The following is a 19,100-nucleotide window of genomic DNA, read 5'->3' as shown; positions in this document are numbered from 1 at the left end:
CCTCCATGAAACGCCTGACTCCCCTGCTGCTTCTGCTCCCGGCGCTCGCCAGCGCCCAGGACCGCGGCGAACTGGCCTTCAACAAGGCCTGCGCCAAATGCCATCCGGCCGAGGTGCAGAAGCGCTCCTTCGGCGACCGCGCACCTGCCGGTCCCCCCATGGCCACGGTGCTCCGCAAGAAGAACCTGGAGGAGATCCGCACGTGGACCGTGGCACCGCACCGGATCAACCCGAAGACCAACTGCGACACGCGGCTGCTGGCCCCTGACGACATGGACGCGCTCGTGAGCTTCCTGGCAACGGTGACGGTGGCCACGCCTCCTTCGCGCCGGGAGCTGCTGCGGCAGCAACTGGAGCAGGGCGGCAGGCAGAAGGTTCGTGAACAGCCCGAAGCCGAAGAGCAGCCGAAGTCCCAGCCCAAGAACCAGGGGAAGAAGTGATGCGGACCTTCTACAAGGGGCTCTTGGCCCTGACGCTGACGATTTCGTCGCCGGCCCTGACGGCCACCACGCCCACCCAGCTCTGCCGGAACGACCTGGACGACGACGCCCAGGGTGACTTCAAGATTGGCCCGGACGGCCTCACCGTCCAGAACGACACCATCATCCTGCGCGATGACGGCCGCCTCCAGCTCAACACCAATCTCAAGAAGCTGGACTCGGAGAACATCACCTTCCCGTTCGACCAGCGCGTCACCATCAGCTACGTGTACGAGTCCGCCGGTGCGTCGCACGCGCTCGGCTACATGTACCTGCAGGACGTGAAGGACCGCGGCTACGCGGACGACAACGGCAACCTCGTCGACCTCAACAACAACGGCATCCTCGACCTGCACGAGGCCCTCTACAACCTCACGCCGGCGGACGACACCAAGCTGACCCACAAGTACATCGGCGTGCTGCCGCGCCGCTGTGACAAGACCTTCACGTCCGGTGGCATCAAGTACAACCATCCCGAACTGGCGATGGACAAGGACTGCAAGGAGAAGTTCGAGTCCCAGCTCGACACCACGGACGCGCGGCCAGGACGCACGTCGGGCGCCTACAACATCAAGGCGGACTGGGTGGGGCTGCAGATGCCCCTGAACAACAACAACTTCGACAGCCCCAAGGACCTCTCGGACAACGACGCGTCCGACAAGGGGTTGTTCCCCCACATCCCCAACCTGCTGGAGCCGAGCGCCGCAGCCAACGGCTATCTGGGCCTGGGGCGCATGGTCTTCCTGCTCGCGGATGACGACAGCGACAAGACCGTCTTCCGCAAGCTGGGCCCCGTGCAGGATGCCACCACCGACAACGACGGCATCCCGGACTACGACGTCTCCAAGTACGACTACCGCGGCCTCGAGCAGTCGGTGAACCCCGACCCCGGCATCACCGCCCGTGACCGCACGGTGGACCTGGGCCTCATCGAGGGCGGCAAGGAGATCGTCTTCTTCGCCATCGTCTACTACGACGCCCGCCACAACCTGGACAACGACACGGTCGCGCCCTGCCTCAAGCGCAAGAATTACTCGGACAACGCCGCCGAGGACGGCAAGTGCCTGCTGCACCTGCGCACGTCCATCTCCGTGTTCTTCTCCAAGGCCACCTGGAACATGGACCAGAACTTCCTGGCCCCCGCGGACAACAAGGTGGCCGAGCGCAACATCGGTTGTGAATACTCCGACCAGTGCAACCCGCCCGGCTACAAGGACGCCTGCACCATCGTCAACACGAACAATAAGGCCTGCGGCTGGCTGGACGAGGCCACCCTCCAGCGCCTGAACACGAACACCTACAACAACCTGCTCATGCCCAAGGAGGGTGTGACGGTGATGCGCCCTGGCACGGAGCCGGGGAACCTGAAGAAGGAAATCGACCGGATGAACTACATGCCCCACGTCATCGTGGGCGCACCCACCACCGACCCCTTCCGGTGGATCCTCGGCTTCGAGGACCTCAACGGCGGTGGTGACCGTGACTTCAACGACATCGTGTTCCTCATCAACAAGGAGAATGGCGGTGGCGCCAAGTCCACCACCATCACCTCCAAGGTGCTGAGCCCGGAGGGCGATACGCCCGGCCAGAACTTCACCATCACCAAGGTGCGCTTCCGCCGTCAGGACGACGTGGCGCCCTACGCGAAGCCCGGCCCGCCCCCCACGGATATCCGCAAGGGCTGCACCTCGGCGCCCTGCTGGACCGAGGAGGCCAAGAATGCCTGCACGTCGACCGGCATCCTGCCCACCATCACCTATTCCATCGCGGTGGACTGCCGCACCTTCGACCCGGTCAACATCAAGTACAACGACAACCCGAACCCCACGTGGGTGCCCGTGGTCTTCCCGGCCCAGACGCCCGCCGCCCAGGAGGTGGAGATCGACATCCTGGCGCTGGGCCTGACCGGTTCGCAGCTGTGCTGGAAGGTGGACATCAGCAGCCCCAACGAGCAGTGCCGTCCCATCATCGACGACGTCGACATCGGCTATCAGGCCGTGCGCGCGGGTGCCTATTCGCGCGCCACCCCCACCACGGTGGGCAACGTGCTCATGTGGGGCGTGAACGAGACGCCGGGACAGAACTGGGGCACGGGTTGGCCCTCCGTGGAGGGCAGCCTGCCCGCTCCCGGTATCCGGGCCTATGACGGCGCCAAGGACTACACCCTGCGAGGCCGGTTGTACCTCCAGTCCATCTACGACCCTGAGAACCCGGAGACGACCACCAACCAGCTGCAGTGGGAGGGCGGCCGCGTGATGGCCGTGTCCATGGCCTCCGGTGAGCCGCGCAACCGCAAGCTCTACTCGATGAACGCCGCGGGCGAGCGCAAGGAGGTCAAGCAGTTGGCCAGCGCCGCCGACAGCACGCTGTTCCCGGACGTGCTCTGCAACGACTACAGCGAGATCGACAGGCGCTATCCGTATGACCTGAACAAGGACGGCATCTGCGGCACGCCCACCATCACGCTCCCCGTGGGGACGGACAAGCACATCCCCGGCGACCACAACGACCGCGACTTCCTGGTGGACTGGCTGTACGGCTACGAGAACCGGCACGCGGCGGGGGCCAACAACGCGCGCCGGCCCTGGCCCATGGGTGGCGTCAACCAGTCCACCGTGGGCGTGGCCGTCCCGCCGTATCAGGACTCCTGGTACCAGGCCGCGAAGGCCAGCGAGCGCGACGTGTACTTCAAGAACTTCATGACGCCCCTGAAGGAGCGGAGCAGCATCGCCTATGTGGGGACGATGACCGGTGTGCTCCACGCCTTCGACACGGGCGAGTACCGCGCGGCCCTGAGCGACGAGTGCGTCTCTGGCAGCCAGTACCGGGGCTTCTTCGTTCCGGAGAAGTGCGGCACGAAGGAGAAGCCCGCCAAGCGCATGTACGGCAATGGCACCGAGGTCTTCGCCTACATGCCCAGGTTGATGCTGGGTCAGTACCGCAACCAGTACGTGCGCTTCCGCAACTCCGGCACCCTCGTGCGTCCCCAGATGGACGCCACGCCGGCCATCGCCAACGTGGACCTGGGTGACAAGAACGGCTGGGACGCCGGCATCAAGTTCGACTGGACCCCGCTGAAGACGGAGAACAAGAAGCAGGGCGCCAAGACGGTGCTCGTCTCCGCGACGGGCAAGACCTCCCCCGTGGTCTTCTCGCTCGACATCACGAATCCGAAGGATGCGTGGTACCCGTCGCCCATGTGGGAGTTCAGCTTCATGGACACCGCCATGGCCTCGTACTTCAGCGCGGCGCAGGTCCTGAACAGCGCCGTGCTGCTGCCGGACAACAGCGGTTCGCGGCACGTCCCCAACGTCGCCCGCATCTCCTGGGGCTCGGCGGATGAGAAGGACCGGCGTTGGGTGTCGGTGGTGGGCACGGACTACCAGCCGGCGGACAAGCGCGCGGGCACCGTCTACGTGCTCGACATGAAGACGGGCCAGCCGCTCGAATCCGGCACGGGCCCGGCGGGCAAGTACGCGGGCGTCATCACGCTGGAGAAGGGCTCCGGCGTCGCGGCGGCGACGCCGATGGTGGACCTGGACCGGGACGGCAGCTACGACGTGATGTACGTCCCCACCACGTCCGGCAGCGTCTGGCGCGTCAACTTCAAGTCGGTGAAGACGACCGAGCGGGCGGGCAACCAGGTCCAGAAGTGCATGGTGGCGCATGCCGCCACGGCCCTGACGGACCATAAGGACGCCGCCAGCCAGACGGCGCTGGAGCTCCAGCAGCTCTACTCCAGCATGGCGGTGCAGATGGTCACCACCAAGACGGGGCCGGCGGTGCGGTTCTACTTCGGCACCAGCGACAATCCGGATGAGTACTCGGACGGATTCCCCGAGGTGGATCCCAAGAAGCCCACCTACCAGTACCACCTGCTCGCCTTCGAGGACACGGACCCTGCCGGCAGCAAGCCGTGCGCGGAGCTCAAGCCCCTGTGGGTGCAGAAGATGGATGCAGGCCAGAAGCTGTGGGGCGGCGTGGCGATCAGCGCGGACAATGTCTTCGCCGCCACCGCGGCGGGCACGGCCGCGGACATCTGCAACCTGAGCGACACGCTCAAGGGTCAGTCGTACGTCAACAACAAGGGGACGGGCGCCCTGGTCTCCAAGAAGGACAACAGCTTCCACGCCATCGTCGCGCCCATCATCCACGACGGCTTCGTCCTGCAGGGCACGGTGACCGGAGATGTCGCGCCGACGCCCGCGCCTGAGAACCCGACCGGGAAGCACAACAACCCGACCGCCAACGGTGGCGTTCCCCGTTCGCAGATCATGATGTGGGAGCCGCTGCCCGACGGGAGACTGCCGCAATGAAGCAGCGTGCCTCACGAGGCGTCACCCTGTTGGAGGTCATGGCCACGATGACGGTCATGCTGCTGGGCGTCATGGCGGCCATGACCGTCGTGACCCAGACGAGCGCCTCCAACCGGCGAACGCTGACCGCCAACCAGGCCCAGGTGATCGCGGAGCAGGCCCTGGAGCGGGTCATGACGCTGGGCTGCCTGAACCCGACCTGCAACAACCTGCGGGATGAGAACTACTCCGTCTGGCAGACGGCTTCAGGGGCGCTGCGGACCGTCGCGCCCACGGAGCCGGGCCTGGTGGCGAGGGAGTACAGGGTGAACATCGACGTGGACAACCCGAGGGAGCCCGTCACCATGGAAGGGGCCAAGGTGGGCTGGCCCCCGCTGGACCGCATCGTCGTGGCGGGAGCGCCCGGCACCGTCGTGAACGTGCGGGTGTCCGTGAGCTGGGATGAGCCGGGGTTTCGCTCGGACCGGCAGATGGTGGTCCTCCAGACGCGGATGGCGCCATGAAGACCTCCTCGCTCCACGGCCGGGGGTTCACGCTCCTTGAGATGATGATCGCCAGTGCCCTGGGTGTCATCGTCATCACCACCGGGCTGGTGGTGGGCACCCAGATGCAGAAGCGCGCCCTCTTCGAAGAGCAGACGATGACGGCGCAGGTGACGGGCCGGACCGTGAAGGACGTGCTCGTCGCCGACGTGTGGCGGGCGGGCGTGGGCATGGGCAACACGCCCATCGCCTTCGACGTCGACGATGAGCGGTCCGCCATCACGGTGTGGCACAGGGCCGACCTGACCGCGGGGGTGCTGCCCGCCATGCCCGCGGACGCGACCTTCGCGCAGGCCCCCACGGCGGCGCTGGCCTCGGACGCCCTCCAGCTCTACTGGGGTGAGACGAACGGAGCCATCACGCTGGCGTCATGCCTGGGGGGACCCTTCCGGAACGGCAATACCTTCTGCGCGCTCCCCGAGGCCCCCACGGCCCTGGTCACACCCAGTGGCCCGACGCTCGCGGTCATGGCGAGCGGTGGCCGCCGGATGGCGTGCCCCGTGAACATCACCGCCGTGGCGCCTGGCGCGCCCGGCAGCATGTCCACCATCACCACCGACGGCGCCGATAAGAACCCTGCCTGCATCGACGGCGCTGCCGCCTGGAGCGCGCCCACAGGGCTGGCCATTGACGTGGTGAACTGGATGGCCATGCGGCTGGGGGGCGTGGCCTACCGGGTGAACTGGGCGAACAACATCCCCACGCTGGAGTACCGGCCCGTGGGTGAGGCCAACTGGTTGGCGCTGAGCCGTGACGTGGAGCAGCTCACCGTGCGGGAGGGGCTCATCGACTTCAACACCCCCGACAACGCCCTGCAGTGGTTCCCCAATGAAGGCATGCTCCCCGTCCCCGCGCAGGCACACCCGGCCATCTCCGAGTGCACGCTGGCGAAGTACGACACCAACGAATGCTCCCTGGGTCTGCTGGAGGCGGATGGCTCCGCGGTGGTGAAGCCCCCCACGGACCTGGACCTGCGCAAGAGGCTCCGCCAGCGGGTCCGCCAGCTGGAGGTGACCCTGGTCATCCGGACCCGTCGTTCCAACCAGGAAGCGATCCAGCCCGGGCTGGATGAGGAAGGCTTCGTGCGAGACGGGTACAGCCGCCGACGGTTCACCTTCACGGTCGAGCCCCGCAACTTCATGAGCGTGGGAATGGTCCGGGTGGCCGGAGCGGGGGCAGCGCCGTGAAGAACACGCGAGGAATGACGCTGCTGGAGATGATGACGGCCGTCGCGGTGTTGGGGGTGCTCGCCACCCTCGCCATTGCCGGCATGCAGGGCAACATCAGCGCCCAGCGCGAAAACACCGCGACGCGTGAGTTGTGGTCGTCCGCGCTGAGGGCACGCCAGCTCGCCATCAGCACGAACCAGCCCGTGCGCATCGTGGTGGAGAACAACGTCGCCCAGCCAGACGGCTCGCAGGCCACCGTGGCCCGCTGGGAGCGCCTGAAGTGTGGCACCGACCTCAGCACCCCGGATGAATGGACCCTGGACAACTGTCCCAGCCCCGCCTGTGTGGACGAGACCTGCCGCGCCTCGCCCGACTGCTGCACGGACACGGGGCAGGACATCATCATCCCCGCCACGATGAACGCCGCGGACATCAACAACCTGTGCTTCCTGCCGGGTTCCGGCCGGCCAGCGCTCAACAGGATGGACTGCCTGCAGGGGCAGCTCGGTCAGCCCGCCACCATCGCGGGGGCGGCGCCCCTGGATGAATCCATCCAGTTCCGGTTCACCTCCGACCGCGCCAGGAGCGTGCTGATGGTGGAGCCGCTGACGGGCATGTCCAACGTGATGGATTGCGATTCGATGTCCGCCACCACCACGGACACCGCCAAGCGGGACATCCGGCTGGCGAACGCCTGCAACAAGCCCTGAGCGGGCCTGCCGCGCGCCCGGGGACCTTCCCATGTCCCGGGCGCGCGTGGGCCTCCCCGCCCAGCCGCCGTCCCGCTGTCCCCATGGACACGACAGGTGTCCGCATCCAGCGTTGATTTGGGAGAGGCCTCACCCTAATTAGCCGAGGGCCCCACACGGGCCCCCGAATGGATACCTCTCTTCCTCCGAAGTCCGATGGCACGCCCTGGCCCGGCGGCGCCCCCCCTTCCTCCGGTGATGCCTTCGCCCGGCTCCTCGCCGCCCTGCGCGTGGGGCATCGTGCGCGGACCCAGGGGGTGAAGGGCGCGGCGCGCGGCCACCTGCTCGCCCGCCTGCACCGCGAGCTGCGCGCGCCCCTGGTGTGCGTGGCCGTGGATGAAGAAGCGGCGGACGCGCTCGCGCACGACCTGGCCTTCTTCCTGGGAGGCACCGGCAGCCTGCTGGAGCCCCGCGTGCTGCGGCTGCCCGCGGACGAGGTGCTCCCGTACGACGAGCTGTCGCCGGAGGCAGGCCCCATCACGGAGCGCCTGGGCGCGCTGTTCCACCTGGCGCGCGGCACGCCGTTCCCCGCGCTGGTGCTGTCCCTGCGCGCGCTGCACCGCCGCGTGCTGCCGCTGGGGGTGATGGAGGGGCTGGCCCAGCGCGTGGTGGTGGGCCAGGACTTCGACCGCGACTCGCTGGCGCGGAAGCTGGCGCTGATGGGCTACCAGAACAGCCCGCTGGTGGAGGACAAGGGCACCTTCAGCGTGCGCGGCGGCCTGCTGGACGTCTTCAGCCCGCTGTACGAGCGGCCGGTGCGCCTGGAGTTCTTCGGGGACACCATCGAGTCCATCCGCGTCTTCGACCCGGAGTCGCAGCGCACCGTGGACGCGCTCAAGACGGTGGACCTGGTGCCCGCGCGCGAGCTGCTGCTCACCGACGACACCCGCCCGCGCGCGGAGGCCGCCGCCCGCGCGGTGGCGGACCGCATCAACCTGCCCACCATCAAGCTGCGCGAGCGGCTGGACGCGCTCCGCGAAGGACTGCCCGGCTTCGGGCTGGAGGGGCTCTTGCCCGGCTTCTTCGAGGGCGGGCTGGCCTCCGTGTTCGACTACCTGCGCGCGTGGGCGAAGGAGCCCGTCGTCTACCTGGACGACCCGATGGGCCTGGACCGCGCGCTGGAGGAACTGACCGCGGAGCTGGCGAAGGGCGTGGAGGAGGCGGACGCGCGCCAGGACCTCACCTATCCACCGGAGCACCACTTCCTCACGCGCGAGGGCGTGGCGGAGGGCCTCAAGGCCCTGCGCGTGGTGGAGGGCGGAGGCCTGTCGCTCACGCAGTCCGAAGCGCCCGTGGCCTTCACCTTCGGCACGACGCAGGACCTGCGCGAGGCCATCCTCGCGCACCACGGTGAGGAGGGCGCGCTCACCCCGCTGGTGGAGCGGCTCCAGCGCTGGCGCGACACCGGCGTGGCGTGCGCGGTGGCGTGCGGCACGCTCAGCCAGGCGGACAGGCTGAAGCGGCTGCTGTTGGACCGCTCCGTGATGGTGAAGGTGCACACGGAAGCGCTGCAGGAACCGGCGAAGCTCTACGAGCCGGCCATCTGGGCGCACCTGTTCACCGGCGAGGTGAGCCACGGCTTCATCGACCCGGAAGGCCGGCTGGCGGTGCTCGCGGACGAGGAGATTTTCGGCGTCCGCTCCCGCCGCCGCGTCAAGCGCAGCAAGAAGCTGGACGCGTTCGCCGCGGGCTTCAAGGACCTGAAGGAAGGCGACCTCATCGTCCACACCGACTTCGGCATCGGGCGCTACGCGGGCCTGACGAAGATGGAGGTGCAGGGCGTGCCTGGGGACTTCCTCGTCCTGGAGTACGCGGGGCGGGACAAAATCTATCTGCCGGTGGGCCGCATGCGGCTCATCCAGAAGTTCACCGGCGGCGACCCGGAGAAGGTCCAGCTGGACAAGCTGGGCACGACGAGCTGGGAGAAGACGAAGAAGCGCGTCAAGGAGCAGCTGCTCAAGATGGCGGCGGAGCTCCTGCAGATGGCCGCCGCGCGCAAGGCGCACCCGGGCTATGCGTTCGCGCCGCCGGACCGCTACTTCGCCCAGTTCGAGGCGGACTTCGAGTTCGACGAGACGCCGGACCAGGCGAAGGCCATCGAGGACGTGCTCGCGGACATGCAGAAGGCGCAGCCGATGGACCGGCTCGTCTGCGGCGACGTGGGCTACGGCAAGACGGAGGTGGCGATGCGCGCCGCCTTCAAGGCCACGTTGGACCGCAAGCAGGTGGCGGTGCTGGTACCCACCACGGTGCTGGCGCAGCAGCACTTCCACTCGTTCAAGAAGCGCTTCAAGGACTACCCCGTCACGGTGGAAGTGATTTCCGGCATCCGCAAGCCGCCGGAGATCCGCGACATCCTGCGCCGCGCGAAGGAGGGCAAGGTCGACATCGTCATCGGCACGCACAAGCTGCTGGCGGGCGAAGTGGCCTTCAAGGACCTGGGGCTGCTGGTGGTGGACGAGGAGCAGCGCTTCGGCGTGAAGCAGAAGGAGGCGCTCAAGCGGCTGCGCACGCAGGTGGACGTGCTGACGCTGACGGCGACGCCCATCCCCCGCACGCTGCACATGAGCATGTCCGGCGTGCGCGACATGAGCATCATCGCCACGCCGCCGCAGGACCGCCGGGCCATCCGCACCTTCGTGATGAAGTACGACGAGGGTGCCATCAAGGAGGCCGTGGAGCGGGAGATTGCCCGCGGTGGCCAGGTCTTCTTCGTGCACAACCGCGTGGAGTCCCTGCCGTCCATGGAGCAGGAGCTGAAGAAGCTCCTGCCCAACATCTCCATCGGTGTAGCGCACGGCCAGATGGGCGAGGGTCAGCTGGAGCAGGTGATGCTCCAGTTCACGGAGCACAAGTTCCAGGTGCTGCTGTGCACCAGCATCATCGAGAGCGGCATCGACATCTCCAGCGCCAACACGATGATCGTCAACCGCGCGGACCAGTTCGGTCTGGCGCAGCTCTACCAGCTGCGCGGCCGCGTGGGCCGCAGCAAGGAGCGCGCGTACGCGTACCTGATGGTGCCCACCCGCCGTCCGGTGACGAAGGACGCGCAGCGGCGCCTGGAGGTGCTCCAGAACTTCACGGAGCTGGGCGCGGGCTTCTCCATCGCCAGCCACGACCTGGAGATTCGCGGCGCGGGCAACCTGCTGGGCGAGAAGCAGTCCGGCGCCATCGCTGAAATCGGCTTCGACCTGTACGCGCAGCTGATGGAAGAGGCGGTGGCGGAGCTGCAGGGCCAACCGCCCAAGGTGCACGTGGAGCCGGACATCAACCTGCCCATGCCGGCGCTCATCCCCGACGACTACGTGGCGGACGTTCACCAGCGGCTGGTGTTCTACAAGCGCTTCAGCCAGGCCAGCCACCCGGACGAGGTGACCGACCTGCGCGCGGAGCTGGTGGACCGCTACGGCGAGGCCCCCGACGAGGTGGACGCCCTCTCCGAGGTGACGCTCCTCAAGATCGACATGCGCGAGCTGCGGCTGCGCGCGCTGGAGGGGGGCCCGGCCCGGCTGTCGCTGGCGCTGGGCGGCGACGCGCTCCTGGACGGCGCGAAGGTGGCGGGGCTGGTGCAGCGCTCCAAGGGCTTCTACCGGCTGACGCCGGACATGAAGCTCATCGCCCGCGTGCCCCTGGAGGTGAAGGGGCACGCCCTGCTGGCGGAGGCGCACAAGCTGCTGCGCGACGTGGGCACCTGCGCGCTGCCCCGGCACTGACGCACGCCCGGGGACTTAAGATAGGCTGGCCGCCGAATGGCGATTGAGAAGGCGTTGTTGCTCATCGCGGACATCGGCGGCTACACCCGCTTCATGCGGCAGCACCGCTTCGGTCTCGCGCACGCGCAGGACACGGTGGCCCAGCTGCTGGAAGCCGTCATCGACGCGTCCGGGCGGTTCAAGCTGGCGAAGCTGGAAGGCGACGCGGCCTTCTTCTACGCCGTGGGCGAGGACACCTCGCCGGTCGCGAAGCAGGTGGCGGCCATCCGCCGCGCGTTCCTGGAGCGCCGGGAGCAGCTGGCCATCGACCGCATGTGCAACTGCGACGGGTGCACGCAGGTGGGCAACCTGACGCTCAAGTTCGTGGCCCACGCCGGAGAGGTCGCCTTCCAGAAGGTGAAGCACCTCACGGAGCTGGCGGGGGTGGACGTCATCCTCCTGCACCGGATGCTGAAGAACGACGTGCCCATCTCCGAGTACGTCCTGATGACGGACGCAGTGCACCAGCACCTGGGGCCGGAGCTGCGCCAGCTCAGCCAGGGGCTGGAGCACGACTTCGAGGGCATGGGCCGCACGTCGACGCACTACATCGAGCTGAGCTCGCTGGTGACGAGCGTGCCCGCGCCGCGCCCCAACCTGCTGCGCAAGTTGTGGAACAAGCTGACGATGGAGCTGCGCTCGCTGAAGTACGTGCTCGGCTTCAAGGAGGCGTGCGAGGGCTTCCGCAACGTCGAGGTCGTCGACGCCGTACCCGAGAAGCCCTGAGCCGCGCCTTCAGCCTCCCGTGCAGAAGCGCGCGACGGCCTGCGTGAGCGCGGCCTCGCAGCGCACCAGGTCCTCCATGGGGACGAACTCTCCCGTCTGGTGCGCGACGCGGATGTCGCCGGGGCCGAACACCACGGCCTCCGCGCCCAGCTCCGTGAGCTGCGGGGCCTCCGTGCCGAAGGACACCGTTTCGGACGCGTTGCCGCTGACCTGCTCCAGGAAGCGCACCACGTCCGCGTCGCCGCGCGTGTGGACGCCGCGGTCCATGCGCAGGACCTTGATGCGCGCCTCGTAGGCGGGCTCGTCGCGGGTGAGCTCCTGGCGGATGTGCTCCAGCATCTCCGGGACGCGCTCCGCGGCCTGGCCGGGGATGGGGCGCCATTCGACGGTGAAGCGGCAGGAGCCGGGCAGGACGTTCTTCGCCTTGCCGCCCTGGATGAGGCCCACGTTCACGGTGGTGAAGGGCGGCTGGAAGCCCTCGTCGCGGTCCTCGCGCAGGACGGTGTTCGCCAGCGTCTCCAGCCGGTGCAGGAAGCGGCCGGCTCGGAAGATGGCGGACGCGCCCAGCTCCGGGTACGCGCTGTGCCCTTCCTTGCCCAGCACCTCCACCTCCGCCAGGCAGTAGCCCTTGTTGGCGCGCACGGGGATGAGGCGCGTGGGCTCGCCGACGATGGCGTGCCTGGCGCGGCCCAGGCCGGCGGACACCAGCTTCTTCGCGCCCACCAGGCCGACCTCTTCATCGGCGGTGAGGATGACGAGCAGGGGTGCGTCCAGCTTCGGCAGGTCCTTGCGGGTGGCGGTGTGCAGCGCGCAGGCGATGAAGCCCTTGGTGTCGCAGGCGCCTCGGCCGTACAGCTTGCCGTCGCGTTCGGTGAGGCGCAGCGCGTCCGTCCAGGCGGCGTCATAGGGCACGCAGTCGGAGTGGCCCACCAGGGCCAGCGCGGCGCGGTCGGCGTCGCCCTTGCGCGCGACGAGGTTCACCTTCGCCACGCCCGCTTCGTCGGTGTAGTGCTGGCGCTCGGCGGTGAAGCCCGCGGCCTCTAGCCGCGCCTGGGCGTAGTCGATGAGGGGCGCGTTGGGGCGCGAGGACGTGGTGTCCAGTGCCACCAGTTCCGCCAGGGTGGCCCGCAGCGCGGGCAGCGTGTCGCTCATGGGACGGCCTCCAGTCAGGCCACCTCCATGCCACCGCCCGCGCCGCGACGCCAGTGGGCCCGTGCCCCCAGCGTCGCGAGGAGGCCCCCTGCTTGTTACAGGCTGGACGCCGGCTCTTGCGCGGGCGCCGCGTCGGGGTTCCCCAGCCCCTTGAGGATGGCCGGTTCGGAGGCCGTCACGTGCCCCACGTAGAAGACCCCGTGGTAGCCCTCCTTGTTGGTTGAGCTCCACGTGTGCATGAAGAAGCGGTCGCCGTTGTCCTTCCCCTTCGCCTCCTTCACGCCGCAGTCCAGCTTGCTGCTTTGCTTGTTCGCCGCGCAGATCCACGCCGTGCCGGTGTCGTAGGCCATGTCCAGCGCCGTGACGTCCTCGAGCTGGTCCTTCAGCAGGTAGCCCATGGGCGTGTACTGCGTGTCCCACGGCAACCCCTTCGCCGTGCGCGAGTGGATGTTGCCGCTCACCACCAGGTGGAAACGCCGTGGCGTCGCCTTCACCTGCGCCAACACCGTCCGCGCCAGGGCGTCCTCACGCTTCTGTCTGGAGAGCTTCGGGTGGTCATAGACGAACACCGCCACGTCCAGCCCCTGCGCTCGCAACTGCCGCAGCTGCTCCAGCATGTTCGCCACCGCTTCACTGCCCCGGCCGTCCGGATACGGGCTGCGCCAGAACGGGGCCTCCATCAGCTTGAGCCAGTCCACTTCGCCACCCTGGCTCTGGAGGAAGGTGGTGATGCGCTCCTCGTTCTCCACCGGCAGCTCCAGGCCCACCGTCACCGGCATGCCGGACGTGACGAGCTGGCACACGGACTGCGCGATGAAGCGTGGCACCTCCTGCGTGCCGTGCAGCTCCCCCAGCAGCATCACCCTGCCCGCCTTCGCATGCTTCTTCAGGCCCAGGATGGACTGGCCGCACTCGGTGAAGGCCGGTGCTGCCTTCGCCACCGGCTGCTCCGCGCTCACCACCTGCTTCTTCGCGATCTTGGGCATGATGCCCCGGAACACGCGCCACTCCATCGTCAGGTCGCGCGTGCCCTGACCCGACTCCATGTAGAAGGCGTTCTCTCCCACGGGGAAGGCCAGCCGGGCCGCTTCGTCCTCCACGCTCAGGCCTCCGCTGCCCCGGGAGACGCCCCAGTCCAGCTCCTTGCCGGGCTGCGACAGCGCCTTGTTCACCGACTTGGTGATGCGGATGATCCACAGCTTGCTCTTCGTGGGCGTCTCCCGCTTGCCGATGACCATGTAGCGGTGCCAGTAGCCGGCGATCTTCGAGCCACCGAACTCCTGCTTCCATTCGGTCTGTAGCACCAGGCTGCCCCGGTCTTCGCGGTAGGGCAGGCGCGCGTCCGTGAAGTACTCGCGCACGGACGGCCACATCTCCTCCAGTGGCATGTCGTAGATGGCCTCGTGGTCCGGGGCCTCCAGGTCCTGACGTCCGGCGCAGCCCACCGCCAGGAGCAAAGCCAGCCATCCCACTTTCAGCATCGAGCGCATCCGCACTGACTCCCTCTCCGTCCGCGATGCACTGACAACGTTGCGTGAGCGGTGGGCATATCGTGGCCCCGCGAAAAGACAGAGGCCGCGCGGGCCACTGTCTCGGGGGGCTCGCACGGCCCCTGTCTTCCCTTTGGATGTCTGACTACATGCCGGACGTGGACTCCGGCGCGGGCGCCGCGTCCGGGTTCCCCAGGCCCTTGGAGATGGCCGGCGCGGACGCCGTCACCCGGCCTACGTAGAAGACGCCGTGGTAGCCGTCCTTGTTGGGCGAGTCCCAGACGTGCACGAAGAAGCGGTCCCCGTTGTCCTTGCCCTTCGCTGCCTTCACGCCGCAGTCCAGCATGCGGCCGCGCTCGGCCGGCGCGCAGATCCACGCCGAGCCGCTGTCATAGGCCACGTCCAGCGCCACCACGTGCTTCAGGCGGGCGGACAGGAGCCTCCCCATGGGCTGGTACTGTTTGTCCCACGGCAGGCCCTTCGCCGTGCGGGGATGGATGTTGCCGCTCACCACCAGATGGAAGCGTGCGGGGCCGGCATCCACCTCCTTCAACACCGTGGTGGCCAGGGCCTGCTCGCGCTGTTGTCCCGTCAGCTTCGGGTGGTCATAGACGAACACCGCCACGTCCAGGCCTCGCGCGCGCAGCTGCCGCAACTGCTCCAGCATGTTGGCCACCGCCTCGCTGCCACGGCCGTCGGGATACGGGCTGCGCCAGAACGAGGCCTCCATCAGCTTGAGCCAGTCTTCTTCCCTGCCCTGGCTCTGGAGGAACGTGGTGATGCGCGCCTGGTTCTCCACGGGCAGCTCCAGGCCCACCGACACGGGCGTGCCCACCACGGTGAGCTGGCAGGCGGCTTGCGCGATGAAGCGCGGGACTTCCTGCGTGCCGTGCAGTTCCCCCAGCAACAGCACCCCGCCCGCCTTTGCCTGGGCCTTCAGGCCGATGATGGGCGCGCCGCACTCGGTGAACGCAGGCGCGGACTCCGCCTCGGGTGCCTTCGCCACCGGTTGCATGGACGTGCGCGGGGGGCTCCCGTCCTTCGCCTCCAGGCCCGGCGCGATGGCGTTGAACACCCGCCACTCCATGGTCAGGTCGCGCGTGCCATGCGCGGACTCCGCGACGATGGCGTTCTCTCCGCGCGGCATCGAGAACCGGTCCTCGTCATCTTCCACGCTGAGGCCGAGGCCTCCTTCGAGCGTCTCCGGCCCCCCGGGCGCAGGACTGAGTCCCTGGCTGATATCGTCCAGCCGCCGGCGGTCCATGCCCATGTTGCGGCTCGAGCCCCACTCCAGCTCCTTGCCGGGCGCGGAGAGCGTCTTGTTCGCGCTGCGGGTGACGCGGATGATCCACAGCTTGCTCTTCGTGGGCGTCTCCCGCTTGCCCAGCACGAGATAGCGGTGCCAGTAACCGGAGATCTTCGAGCCACCGAACTCCTCCTTCCATTCGGTCTGCAGCACCGGGCTGTCCGGGGCCTCGCGAAAGCTCAGCTTCGCGTCCACGAAGTACTGGCGCACGGAGGGCCACACCTCCTCCAGGGGCCGGTCGTAGATGGCCTCCCGCCCCGTCAGGTCCCAGTCCATGGGCCGTGCGGCACAGCCCACTGACAACAACAACGCCAGACATCCCACGTTCAGCAGCGAGCGCATTCGCAGTGCCTCCATCGCGACCTCCGATGCGGTACGGTTACAGACCCGACGCGGGCGACGGCGCGGGCGCCGCGTCCGGGTTCCCCAGGCCCTTGTTGATGGCGGGTTCGGACGCCGTCACGTGGCCCACGTAGAAGACTCCGTGGTAGCCCTCCTTGTTGGTTGAGCTCCACGTGTGCATGAAGAAGCGGTCGCCGTTGTCCTTCCCCTTCGCTTCCTTCACACCGCAGTCCAGCTTGCTGGTTTGCTTGTTCGCCGCGCAGATCCATGCCGTGCCGCTGTCGTAGGCCATGTCGAGTGCGGTGACGTCCTCGACCTGGTCCTTCAGCAGGTAGCCCATGGGCTTGTACTGCTTGTCCCAGGGCAGGCCCTTCGCCGTGCGCGGATGGATGTTGCCGCTCATCACCAGGTGGAAGCGCTCCGGCTTTGCCTTCACTCGCGCCAGCACCGTCTTCGTCAACGCATCCTCACGCTGCTGGCCGGAGAGCTTCGGGTGGTCATAGACGAACACCGCCACATCCAGGCCCTGCGCTCGCAACTGCCGCAGCTGCTCCAGCATGTTCGCCACCGCTTCGCTGCCTCGGCCGTCCGGATACGGGCTGCGCCAGAACGGGGCTTCCATCAGCTTGAGCCAGTCCACGTCACCGCCCTGGCTCTGGAGGAACGCGGAGATGCGGTCCTCGTTCTCCACCGGCAGCTCCAGGCCCACCGTCACCGGCATCCCGGACGTGACGAGCTGACACACGGACTGCGCGATGAAGCGCGGCACCTCCTGCGTGCCGTGCAGCTCGCCCAGCAGCATCACCCCACCCACCTTCGCCAGCTTCTTCAGGCCCAGGATGGACTGGCCGCACTCGGTGAACGTCGACGCGGCCTTCGCTGCGGGCTGCTCCGTCTTCGTCGGCTGCTGCTTCGCGAGCTTCGGCATGACGCCCCGGAAGACCCGCCACTCCATGGTCAGGTCACGCGTGCCCTGCCCCGACTCCATGTAGAAGGCATTCTCTCCCACCGGGAAGGCCAGCCGGTCCTCATCGTCTTCCACGCTCAGGACAAGCGGATCACCGCCCCTGAAAACCATCCGGGACATGCTCCAATCGAGCTCCTTGCCGGGCTGCGACAGCGTCTTGTTCACCGACTTGGTAATGCGGGTGATCCACAGCTTGCTCTTGGTCGGCGTCTCCCTCTTGCCGATGACCATGTAGCGGTGCCAGTAGCCCGCGATCTTCGAGCCGCCGAACTCCTGCTTCCACTCGGTCTCCAGCACCAGGCTGCCCCGGTCCTCCCGGTAGGGCAGGTTCGCGTCCTTGAAGTACTCACGCACCGACGGCCACATCTCCTCCAGTGGCATGTCGTAGATGGCTTCGTAGTCCGGCGTCTCCAGGTCCTGCCGCCCCGCGCAACCCACCGCCAGGAGCAACGCCAGCCATCCCACTTTCACCGTCGAGCGCATCCGCAGTGTCCCCTCTCGTTCCGCGATGCACTGAATAACGACGTGGGAGCAGCGGACATATCGGGGCCCGTGAAAAGCCAGAGGCCGCGCGGGCCACCGGCTCCGGTGACTCGCACGGCCCCTGTGCTTCCGCCTCTGGTGCGGGTTACGGAGCGGACGCGGGCGCCGCGTCCGGATTCCCCAGGCCCTTGTTGATGGCGGGCTCGGAGGCCGTCACGTGGCCCACGTAGAAGACCCCGTGGTAGCCCTCCTTGTTGGCCGAGTTCCACCGGTGCACGAAGAAGCGGTCGCCGTTGTCCTTCCCCTTCGCTTCCTTCACACCGCAGTCCAGCTTGCGTCCCTGCGCATCCGCCGCGCAGATCCACGCCGTGCCGCTGTCGTAGGCCATGTCGAGTGCGGTGACGTCCTCGACCTGGTCCTTCAGCAGGTAGCCCATGGGCTTGTACTGCTTGTCCCAGGGCAGGCCCTTCGCCGTGCGCGGATGGACGTTGCCACTCACCACCAGGTGGAAGCGCTTGGGGGTCGCCTTCACCTGTGCCAGCACCGTCTTCGTCAGCGCATCCTCACGCTGCTGGCCGGACAGCTTCGGGTGGTCATAGACGAACACCGCCACGTCCAGGCCCTGCGCTCGCAACTGCCGCAGCTGCTCCAGCATGTTCGCCACCGCTTCGCTGCCTCGGCCGTCCGGATACGGGCTGCGCCAGAACGGGGCCTCCATCAGCTTGAGCCAGTCCACCTCGCCGCCCTGGCTCTGGAGGAAGGTGGAGATTCGCTCCTCGTTCTCCACCGGCAGCTCCAGGCCCACCGTCACCGGCATGCCCGCCGTGACGAGCTGGCACACGGACTGCGCGATGAAACGCGGCACCTCCTGCGTGCCGTGCAGCTCACCCAGCAGCAGCACCCCGCCCTCCTGCGCCAGCTTCTTCAGGCCCAGGATGGACTGGCCGCACTCGGTGAAGGCCGGTGCGTCCTTCGCGCCCGGCGCCTTCGCCACCTGCTGCTCCGCGCGCACCGCCTGCTGCTTCGCGAACTTCGGCATGATGCCCCGGAAGACCCGCCACTCCATGGTCAGGTCTCGCGTGCCCTGTCCCGAGTCCACGTAGAAGGCGTTCTCTCCCACCGGGAAGGCGAGCCGGTCCGCATCGTCCTCCACGGAGATGCCATACGCCTCGCTCGCGGACGCATCCCCCGGGGCCCCCGTACCGCGATCACCGGGAGGTCCGCCGAGCCCGCGGCCAGCGCCCCAATCCAGCTGCCGGCCGGGCTGGGCCAGCGCCTTGTTCACCGTCTTGGTGATGCGGATGATCCACAGCTTGCTCTTGGTCGGCGTCTCCCGCTTGCCGATGACCATGTACCGGTGCCAGTAGCCCGCGATCTTCGAGCCGCCGAACTCCTGCTTCCACTCGGTCTCCAGCACCAGGCTGCCCCGGTCCTCCCGGTAGGGCAGATTCGCGTCCGTGAAGTACTCACGGACCGACGGCCACATCTCCTCCAGCGGCATGTCGTAGATGGCTTCGTAGTCCGGCGTCTCCAGGTCCTGCCGCCCGGCACAGCCCCCCACCACCAGTCCCATCAGCATCACCAGCGACAACCAGATTCCTGAACGCATCCACATCCTCCCGCACCC

General features: G+C 68.0%; 11 protein-coding genes and 1 pseudogene. 7 read left to right on the top strand and 5 right to left on the bottom strand.

Annotated elements, in window-relative coordinates; genetic code table 11:
* Nucleotides 1-5 precede the first annotated feature (5 nt).
* The 7 genes and pseudogenes from GTZ93_RS04315 (at nucleotide 6) to GTZ93_RS04285 (ending at nucleotide 11,733) form a co-directional block, all read left to right on the top strand.
* Entirely contained in the window at nucleotides 6-440 is a 435-nt protein-coding gene (locus GTZ93_RS04315) for a c-type cytochrome (RefSeq protein ID WP_139914869.1), read from the top strand.
* Nucleotides 440-1,981, top strand: a pseudogene (locus GTZ93_RS43385) (DUF4114 domain-containing protein); the annotation flags it as partial. The gene GTZ93_RS04315 and the pseudogene GTZ93_RS43385, both read left to right, overlap by 1 nt.
* A 2,810-nt stretch (nucleotides 1,982-4,791) precedes the next feature.
* Nucleotides 4,792-5,298, top strand: a complete 507-nt coding sequence (locus GTZ93_RS04305) for a type IV pilus modification PilV family protein (protein WP_139914867.1) — start codon at nucleotides 4,792-4,794, stop codon at nucleotides 5,296-5,298.
* The gene (locus GTZ93_RS04300) at nucleotides 5,295-6,524 is read left to right on the top strand and encodes a PilW family protein (RefSeq protein WP_139914866.1); all 1,230 of its coding nucleotides are present in this window, start codon (nucleotides 5,295-5,297) and stop codon (nucleotides 6,522-6,524) included. Before GTZ93_RS04305 ends, GTZ93_RS04300 begins: the two co-directional genes overlap by 4 nt.
* The gene (locus GTZ93_RS04295; protein ID WP_139914865.1) at nucleotides 6,521-7,216 is read left to right on the top strand and encodes a pilus assembly FimT family protein; all 696 of its coding nucleotides are present in this window, start codon (nucleotides 6,521-6,523) and stop codon (nucleotides 7,214-7,216) included. Before GTZ93_RS04300 ends, GTZ93_RS04295 begins: the two co-directional genes overlap by 4 nt.
* Nucleotides 7,217-7,383: 167 nt before the next feature.
* On the top strand, nucleotides 7,384-10,968 hold the full coding sequence (mfd, locus tag GTZ93_RS04290; RefSeq protein WP_139914864.1) for a transcription-repair coupling factor: 3,585 nt from the start codon (nucleotides 7,384-7,386) through the stop codon (nucleotides 10,966-10,968).
* 36 nt (nucleotides 10,969-11,004) lie between these two features.
* Nucleotides 11,005-11,733, top strand: a complete 729-nt coding sequence (locus tag GTZ93_RS04285) for a DUF2652 domain-containing protein (RefSeq protein WP_139914863.1) — start codon at nucleotides 11,005-11,007, stop codon at nucleotides 11,731-11,733.
* A gap of 9 nt (nucleotides 11,734-11,742) precedes the next feature.
* Here the strand turns inward: GTZ93_RS04285 and argE are convergent, their stop codons facing one another.
* The 5 genes from argE to GTZ93_RS04260 form a co-directional block, all read right to left on the bottom strand.
* Complete coding sequence (argE, locus tag GTZ93_RS04280; protein ID WP_139914862.1) at nucleotides 11,743-12,885, bottom strand: acetylornithine deacetylase; 1,143 nt, start codon at nucleotides 12,883-12,885, stop codon at nucleotides 11,743-11,745.
* A gap of 95 nt (nucleotides 12,886-12,980) precedes the next feature.
* Nucleotides 12,981-14,375, bottom strand: a complete 1,395-nt coding sequence (locus GTZ93_RS04275) for a hypothetical protein (protein ID WP_139914861.1) — start codon at nucleotides 14,373-14,375, stop codon at nucleotides 12,981-12,983.
* Between the two features lie 145 nt (nucleotides 14,376-14,520).
* Nucleotides 14,521-16,023 carry a ChaN family lipoprotein gene (locus GTZ93_RS04270; RefSeq protein ID WP_139914860.1) on the bottom strand — a complete coding sequence of 501 codons (1,503 nt, stop codon included), beginning with the start codon at nucleotides 16,021-16,023 and terminating at the stop codon, nucleotides 14,521-14,523.
* A 37-nt stretch (nucleotides 16,024-16,060) separates the two neighbouring features.
* Nucleotides 16,061-17,473, bottom strand: a complete 1,413-nt coding sequence (locus GTZ93_RS04265; protein ID WP_139914859.1) for a hypothetical protein — start codon at nucleotides 17,471-17,473, stop codon at nucleotides 16,061-16,063.
* Nucleotides 17,474-17,618: 145 nt separating this feature from the next.
* The gene (locus GTZ93_RS04260) at nucleotides 17,619-19,082 is read right to left on the bottom strand and encodes a hypothetical protein (protein WP_139914858.1); all 1,464 of its coding nucleotides are present in this window, start codon (nucleotides 19,080-19,082) and stop codon (nucleotides 17,619-17,621) included.
* Nucleotides 19,083-19,100 lie beyond the last annotated feature (18 nt).

It is taken from the genome of Corallococcus exiguus, from assembly GCF_009909105.1.
In the GTDB taxonomy this organism is placed as follows: domain Bacteria; phylum Myxococcota; class Myxococcia; order Myxococcales; family Myxococcaceae; genus Corallococcus; species Corallococcus exiguus.
Note: the sequence above shows the minus strand (reverse complement) of the source record. Positions and strands in the feature narration are given on the sequence as shown.

Bases quoted from the DNA above. Each gene is read 5' to 3' on its own strand.
- GTZ93_RS04315 (WP_139914869.1), top strand. From the start codon at position 6: ATGAAACGCCTGACTCCCCTGCTGCTTCTGCTCCCGGCGCTCGCCAGC.
- GTZ93_RS04305 (WP_139914867.1), top strand. From the start codon at position 4,792: ATGAAGCAGCGTGCCTCACGAGGCGTCACCCTGTTGGAGGTCATGGCC.
- GTZ93_RS04300 (WP_139914866.1), top strand. From the start codon at position 5,295: ATGAAGACCTCCTCGCTCCACGGCCGGGGGTTCACGCTCCTTGAGATG.
- mfd (WP_139914864.1), top strand. From the start codon at position 7,384: ATGGATACCTCTCTTCCTCCGAAGTCCGATGGCACGCCCTGGCCCGGC.
- GTZ93_RS04285 (WP_139914863.1), top strand. From the start codon at position 11,005: ATGGCGATTGAGAAGGCGTTGTTGCTCATCGCGGACATCGGCGGCTAC.
- argE (WP_139914862.1), bottom strand. From the start codon at position 12,885: ATGAGCGACACGCTGCCCGCGCTGCGGGCCACCCTGGCGGAACTGGTG.
- GTZ93_RS04275 (WP_139914861.1), bottom strand. From the start codon at position 14,375: ATGCGCTCGATGCTGAAAGTGGGATGGCTGGCTTTGCTCCTGGCGGTG.
- GTZ93_RS04270 (WP_139914860.1), bottom strand. From the start codon at position 16,023: ATGCGCTCGCTGCTGAACGTGGGATGTCTGGCGTTGTTGTTGTCAGTG.
- GTZ93_RS04265 (WP_139914859.1), bottom strand. From the start codon at position 17,473: ATGCGCTCGACGGTGAAAGTGGGATGGCTGGCGTTGCTCCTGGCGGTG.
- GTZ93_RS04260 (WP_139914858.1), bottom strand. From the start codon at position 19,082: ATGCGTTCAGGAATCTGGTTGTCGCTGGTGATGCTGATGGGACTGGTG.